Origin of the sequence: Neobacillus sp. NPDC097160 (genome assembly GCF_044762155.1) — a bacterium.
Classification (GTDB): domain Bacteria; phylum Bacillota; class Bacilli; order Bacillales; family Cytobacillaceae; genus Neobacillus.
Genome location: NZ_JBIWDU010000001.1, coordinates 451,816 through 458,500, shown reverse-complemented (window position 1 = coordinate 458,500; position 6,685 = coordinate 451,816). Strand labels below are relative to the sequence as shown.

Annotated in this window: 8 protein-coding genes; all 8 read right to left on the bottom strand. The window is 43.3% G+C overall.

Annotated elements, in window-relative coordinates:
- Positions 1–224 precede the first annotated feature (224 nt).
- The 8 genes from ACIQXV_RS01945 to ACIQXV_RS01910 all read right to left on the bottom strand — a co-directional run bounded on the left by ACIQXV_RS01945 (position 225) and on the right by ACIQXV_RS01910 (position 6,662).
- The gene (locus tag ACIQXV_RS01945; protein ID WP_402955204.1) at positions 225–539 is read right to left on the bottom strand and encodes a DMT family transporter; all 315 of its coding nucleotides are present in this window, start codon (positions 537–539) and stop codon (positions 225–227) included.
- Positions 539–880, bottom strand: coding sequence for a DMT family transporter (locus ACIQXV_RS01940; protein WP_402955201.1), 342 nt, complete (start codon positions 878–880; stop codon positions 539–541). The genes ACIQXV_RS01945 and ACIQXV_RS01940 overlap by 1 nt, the downstream gene beginning before the upstream one ends.
- 14 nt (positions 881–894) lie before the next feature.
- Positions 895–1,485, bottom strand: coding sequence for a TetR/AcrR family transcriptional regulator (locus ACIQXV_RS01935; protein WP_402955198.1), 591 nt, complete (start codon positions 1,483–1,485; stop codon positions 895–897).
- Between the two features lie 202 nt (positions 1,486–1,687).
- Positions 1,688–2,968, bottom strand: coding sequence for a UDP-glucose dehydrogenase family protein (locus ACIQXV_RS01930; protein WP_402955195.1), 1,281 nt, complete (start codon positions 2,966–2,968; stop codon positions 1,688–1,690).
- A 262-nt stretch (positions 2,969–3,230) separates the two neighbouring features.
- Positions 3,231–3,833 (bottom strand): response regulator transcription factor, encoded by a 603-nt coding sequence (locus ACIQXV_RS01925; RefSeq protein WP_402955192.1) that lies wholly within the window; start codon positions 3,831–3,833, stop codon positions 3,231–3,233.
- A gap of 50 nt (positions 3,834–3,883) precedes the next feature.
- Positions 3,884–5,014, bottom strand: coding sequence for a sensor histidine kinase (locus ACIQXV_RS01920; RefSeq protein WP_402955189.1), 1,131 nt, complete (start codon positions 5,012–5,014; stop codon positions 3,884–3,886).
- A gap of 6 nt (positions 5,015–5,020) precedes the next feature.
- A complete protein-coding gene (locus ACIQXV_RS01915) occupies positions 5,021–5,758 on the bottom strand; it encodes an ABC transporter permease (RefSeq protein ID WP_402955186.1) in 738 nt (245 codons plus the stop codon).
- Position 5,759: 1 nt separating this feature from the next.
- Positions 5,760–6,662, bottom strand: a complete 903-nt coding sequence (locus ACIQXV_RS01910; protein ID WP_402955183.1) for an ABC transporter ATP-binding protein — start codon at positions 6,660–6,662, stop codon at positions 5,760–5,762.
- Between the last annotated feature and the right edge of the window lie 23 nt (positions 6,663–6,685).

Sequence of the window (6,685 nt, the reverse complement as noted above, 5' to 3'; positions counted from 1 at the left end):
CAAAGAGCAAGTTCGTCACTTCGTTCAGAAGCAACTTTATTAATATATCATTTCAAGTTGTTATTGTCAACAACTTTTTTAACTGCTTATCGTCTTGCTGACGACTTTTCATATATTACAGTATATTAATAGATTGGTCAATGCCTTTTTAAAAGTTTTATAAAAAAACATAAGGACATTACACAAAACTCTATTAAAATAAGTAATGTCCTTTCTTTTTCTAATTATGAAGTTAATTTCAAACCCATTACTGCTGCTAGAATCATCGCGATAAATAAAATCCGTTTCCAATCTTTCGATTCTCCGTAAAACAACATTCCTACGATTGTTCCTCCGATCGTGCCAATTCCTGTCCAAACTGCATATGAAAGCCCCATCGGGAGGGTTTTCATTGCTTGCCCGAGAAAGCTAAAACTTAAGATAAATCCAATAAACAAGATCAAGTATGACTGTACGTTTTTGTATTTAACAACCTTGTTCATACCTGTCACCCCAACCACTTCAAAACCGCCAGCTAAAATAAGGTAAATCCAAGCCATTATGCTGCACCTTCTTTCTCGCCTGATTCTGACGTGACAAGTTTTAATCCTACTACACCAGCTAAAAGTAGAAGAATAAAGAAGATTTTCGTCCAACTAAAAGGTTCATCGAAAACAATCATCTCCGTCAGAACTGTACCGGCTGTCCCAATTCCCGTAAAGACTGCATAAGCTGTAGCTACCGGAACCTTTTTCGTAGCTTGAATCAACACAACAAATGATAAATAAATAAGGAAAAGAGTCCCAGCCCACGTGATCCAGCTACTAGAATACTTCAACCCCATTACCCACAGAATTTCAATAATACCCGCAATGATGACAAGTACCCAATTTCGATTCATTCCAATTCCCTCCATTAAAACAGCGACTCTTTCGACAATCCCCGCCAATATAGATACCATGAAGCATCTAATCGTTTTAGTACTCGCTCAGGACCACCGTATAACATTTCAACGAATATTCCATCTAACACTCCCAAGAATGCAGCAACAGCTCGCTTAGCATCAATGGTGGAGCTGACTTTTCCATCTTCCATGGCTTTTTCCATCACCGGAATTAAAAGCTCTTCTAACTGATCCAAATATTCATAAACAGTTTTCATGATCTGTTCATAGAGATGTGTTGGCGGAAAAAACGAGATTCGAAGCCAAAATTTTGTATGGTCGTTCTTCTCATATCGCTCTTTATAATGTGAAAGAAAACCAAATAAGAATTCCTCTATCGGCCGAGTAGCGTTACTTTCTATAAAATTGATCACAAAATGTAATTCATCCGCAAACACATCAAGGCATACCTGAAGAAAAAGTTCATCTTTTCCTTTGAAATGAGTATAGATGGATTGTTTTTTTATCCCTACATCATCTGCAATTTGTGCCATTGATGTCCCTTCATATCCATTTATCGTGAAATGATTGAGTGCAACTTCCTTTATTCGTTTTGAAGTCATATAACCATCCTTCCGAACGTTCGTCAGTTAAATGTATCAAGAATATGATTTTGTGTCAATACTTATTGCTGCCTATAAACTAGCAACGCCACCCGCTGTGGGCAGGGTCCTCCACGTATTTTCCAATTATGTAGTCCATAAAACAAAGAAAAAGAGGATCAAGGCTGTCATTTTGACATTGTATCCTCCTCGTATGTGATTTCTAATGATTGGCGACCCCTACATAATGAAATCCTAAACCCTCCACTAATTCCTTATCAAGCATGTTTCTTCCATCAAAAATATTTGGTTGACCCATTAGCGGCTTCAGACTTGCCCAATCAAGATGTTTATACACTTCCCAGTCTGTACAAATAATGAGTGCATCTGCACCGGCAACCGTTTCTTCAATCGAAGGAAATTGTTCTGGGGGCCCATCTATTTTTACAATCGGATCGTGTACCTTTACCTTTGCTTGTTCGGCTTTTAATCTATCAATCAAAATAAGACTTGGCGATTCCCGTGTATCGTCCGTATTCGCTTTAAACGCTAACCCGAGAATGGCGATTGTCTTATTATTCAAATCACCCCCGAGGGCTTGCTTTAATTTTTCAATAAGGGTTAACGGCAGTGCTTCATTCACCTGTACGACTTTTTCTAAAATAGTCAGTGCCGTTTCATTTTCCTTGGCGATTTGGATTAGCGCATTCACATCCTTGGGAAAGCAGGAACCGCCATAGCCCAATCCCGCATGAAGGAAATGCGGACCAATTCGGTGGTCGAGCCCCATTCCTCTTGAAACTTCATTTACATTGATCTTCAGCACATCACAAACCCGGGCCAATTCGTTAATATAGGAAATTTTCATTGCGAGGAAGGAATTTGCTGCATACTTGATCATTTCGGAGGCTTTCGGGTTGGTTTCAACGATCGGGCAGTTGAAGTCTTTGTATAGTTCCTTCATGATTGCTCTCGCTTTTTCACCGGTTGTCCCAATGACAATTCGATCAGGATTGAGGGCGTCCTGAAGCGCGGAACCTTCCCTTAAGAACTCGGGATTGGAGACGACATCAAAGGGAATCGGATCCTCTTGGCTTTCCGTGATCCATTTCGTCACTAAATCAGCCGTCCCAACAGGCACCGTGCTTTTGGTGACAATGACTTTATAGTGGTTCATATATTTGCCGATGGACTCGGCGACATTTTTTACATAGGTAAGGTCGGCACTGCCGTCCGTACCCTTCGGCGTTCCGACGCAAATAAATATCACGTCATTCTCTTTGATGGCTTTTTTTGCTTTCTTGGTAAATTTAATCGTTTCGGCTGTAACATGTTTGCTTAATAAATCTTCAAGTCCGGGCTCATAGAAATGTAATCGACCGGCTTTTAATGCTTTTATTTTATTCTTATCGAGGTCTAACCCTGTTACCTGGTGACCCATTTCGGAAAAAATAAGACCTGTCGTCGTTCCGACATATCCTGTTCCAACGATTAATATGTTCACGAATGTTTTTTTCCCCCTTCACTACCGATTGAGATTGGGATTAGTTGAAGTACCCTTATATCTTAATGACATCGCTTGTATTAAATTATTCGGTAACGTTGTTTATGGAAGAATGTCCAACAGAAATGGGCAATAAATGGGGAATTGTCCACGTGAGAGCGTGAGGTAATGAATGAGCGAATTATTTGTGAGCGTTTGAGACGAAAAATGGCCGGCCTGGCGCAATAAAAAAGGTACCTATATAAAAGGCACCTCTTCACCGCTAGAGCCAGCCTTTTTTCTCGGCGATGCTGGCGGCTTCGGTTCGGTTTTTGGCATCTAACTTGTGGATAATTTCGGAGATGTAGTTGCGGACAGTGCCGGATGATAGGTAGAGCTCGGATGTGATTTCTTTTGTTGTTTTTCCTAAAGCTGCTAATCTTAAAATCTCTTGCTCTTTTGGGGTCAACGGATTTTCCTCACGAATCACGTCAAACGTCAACTCCGGACTGAACACCCGTTTTCCTGCCATCACCTTGCGAATGGTCTCGGCGAGCTCATCAATTTCCCCATCCTTCAGCAGGTAGCCGTGGACGCCGATTTTTACCGCCCGCTCAAAATATCCAGGGCGTGCAAAGGTCGTTAATATAATAACCTTGCTGGGTGATGAACGCTTTGCCAGTTCGTCTGCCACCTCGAGTCCATTTAAAATGGGCATCTCAATATCCATCAAGCAGACATCCGGCTCAAGATCAAGGATCGAGGCGAGTGCCTCCTCCCCGTTCAACGCTTGGCCGATCACCTTCATATCATTCTCTAAATCTAGCAGAGAGCCGAGTGCCCCTAATAACATTCGCTGGTCTTCTGCGATAAACAAACGAATCATCCTGCCGCCCCCTCTTTTTTAAAAATAAAGCTTCCTTTACTGCTCCAGCACTATGCAGGTGCTTCCGCTTTTCTTATAACTGGTACATTGATTTCCAAAACGGCACCGTTATGGTTTGACAGCTTGATTACACCGTCAACGAGTGCCAGCCTCTCTTCCATCCCCCGTAAACCATTTCCAAAAGCGTGATTATTCCTTATACCCATCCCATCATCGCGGACAACTATGTTCATTTTTTCAGATAAAAGCTTGATGGAAATCGAGCAATGGGTGGCGCGGCTATGTTTCACGACATTGGTCGCCGCCTCACGCACACACATGCCAATGATATTTTGCTTGAAAGGGGAAATACCGGAAAAATCAACATCCCCATCGTACTGATAGGTAATTCCTGCAGCGCGTAATAGTTGCTGTACTTGCAGAAGCTCTTCCGTTATCGTGGCTGCCCGCATATCCGTTACAAGCTCGCGAACCTGCTTGAGTGCGGCACGGGAAGTGACCTCCATTTCTTTCGCCTCTAGCCGTGCTCGTTCGGGGTCGACCGCCGTCAACCGCTGCACTAGCTGGCTTTTTAACGTGAGGAGGGAAAGTGTATGCCCGAGTGTATCGTGGAGATCACGGGCAATTCGGACCCGCTCCTCACGCTTTACCAGTTCTTCAATTTTCTGATTTGCCCGTACAAGCTCTTTTTCTAGCTCCATCCGGCGATTCATCGAGCGGATGCCAAACGGAGACATCAGCATAATGATGAGGAACGGAACGAAGAAAATAAGCTCTGCCGGGGTGAAAAAAGTCTTTGTTCGGATCACATGGACAATGAACGGAAGAATTTCGACAACCACTAAGCACAATAGCCCACGTCTAAACATTCTTTTTTCTTGATACCAGCCGATGAAATTCGCCGGGAAAAAGCCTAAAAACATGTAGTTTAAGTGATAAAACATACTGAAAATAAAGACGATCGCCAGTTGCACCGCAAGCCAGTAGGTGAATTTTCTTTTCCCCATTGAAAAATAAAGCTGACGATAGGTCACCAAGAAAAGCAGCACCATCCCATAGCCGATGAGCTGCTTGACTCCTGTCTCTTTTGTTAAATAAAAAACTGGGAACCCGATATAAACAAGAAAGATATAAGGGAAAAAGCCCATTTGGCGCGGGAAAAGGCTAAATGACTTTTTCATAACGCATCACACTGCTTCCGTTTTTCTTCTAATATACTTCGATAGTAGCATGAATAAGGCCAAATAGGCGATTAAAATCAGCATATTTTTCCAATCTGGCATGTTGCCGCGGACAATCTCCCAAGCACCGTTGCCAAAATTATAGGACGGCAGCCATTTTCCGATGTTTTGCATCATTTTTGGCATAATCTCGAGAGGCATCCACAGCCCGCCGGCGACCGCAAGCACCATATAAATCACATTGCTGATGCCTGCTGCCGTTTCCACCTTTTTCATCATCCCGATTAACGTGCCGATCGCGAGGAATGGCAGCGAGCCGAGCAAGATCCATAAACCACTGGCGATCCATTCAAATGCGGTAAGCGAAACGTCATTGATGATCGCCCCTGCGATAAAAATAATGATAATTGAAAGAAGGTGGATCACGCTTTGACCAATCATTTGTGCCGCAAAATAGACGGTGTCGGAAAGCGGTGTGACGCGAATAAATGTCGACCAGCCTTGGGAGCGCTCCTGCACCATGCGGATGCCAAGTGTCATCATCGACGAGCCCATCACGCTGAATACTGTCATGGACATGAGATAGTGCGCCTGCCATTCCGCCTTGTCCGGGGCATTTGTATTCACTACATTTGTAAAAATATAATAGAAGAGAATCGGCATGACGAGTGACCAAAACACAAAATAGCGATTCCTTAGGATGCGGATGATTTCGACTTTGCACTGCATTTGAAATGTTTTCATTTTATATGGCCTCCTTCGTGCCGCTCGTCAGTTGTTCGAACGCTTCTTCTAGCTTGCCGCGTTCAATTTGGATGTCACGGGCACCGATTTTTTCTTGGAAAAGTAGCTCTAAGACTCGGTCTGTGTTGTTCGACTGGACGTAGACACGGTTGTTTTTTCTGTATATATCGTCAATTTCACTGTGGAGATATAGACTTTCTAGCGATATCTCTGGGTCTACGATAAAGGAAACGGACTGTTTCGAAATTCTTGCTTTGATTTGCGCTGGTGTTCCGTCAGCGACAATCGCACCGTCTTTAAAAAGTAAGATCCGGTCTGCAGCATCATCGGCTTCCTGCAGATAATGGGTTGAAAAAATGATCGTTTTGCCTTGGTCAGCCATGTGATGGATGGTTTGCCAGAAGCGATTTCTCGAGGTAATATCCATGCCGACGGTTGGTTCATCAAAAATAATCAGCTCCGGATTTCCCGCGAGTGCAAGAGCAAAACTTAAGCGGCGCTTTTGCCCGCCTGATAATTTTTCAGCCCGTGTTTTCAGGTCCTGGTCTGTCAAGCCTGTTAGGTTGATAAGTTCTGTTAATGCGAGCGGGTGTGGATAATAGCTTCTAATGAGTTCAAGAATCTCACGAACCTTTAGGCCCGGCATAACGCTGACTTCCTGGAGCATGGTGCCGATCTTTTCACGAACTTGTTTTTCCTGCGGCTGGTGGTTAAATAATTTGACCTCGCCTGCAGTTGGTTTAAGCAGTCCTAAGATCATCGAGATGGTCGTAGTTTTCCCAGCCCCATTCGGGCCAAGAATCGCCACTACTTCCCCTTTTCCAATTGTGAAAGATACTTGGTTAACTGCTGTTTTATGTTGAAATGACTTTGTCACGTTCAATAAGCTTAAAATCTCATTCATCTTCCGAACACCTCCTGTATTAC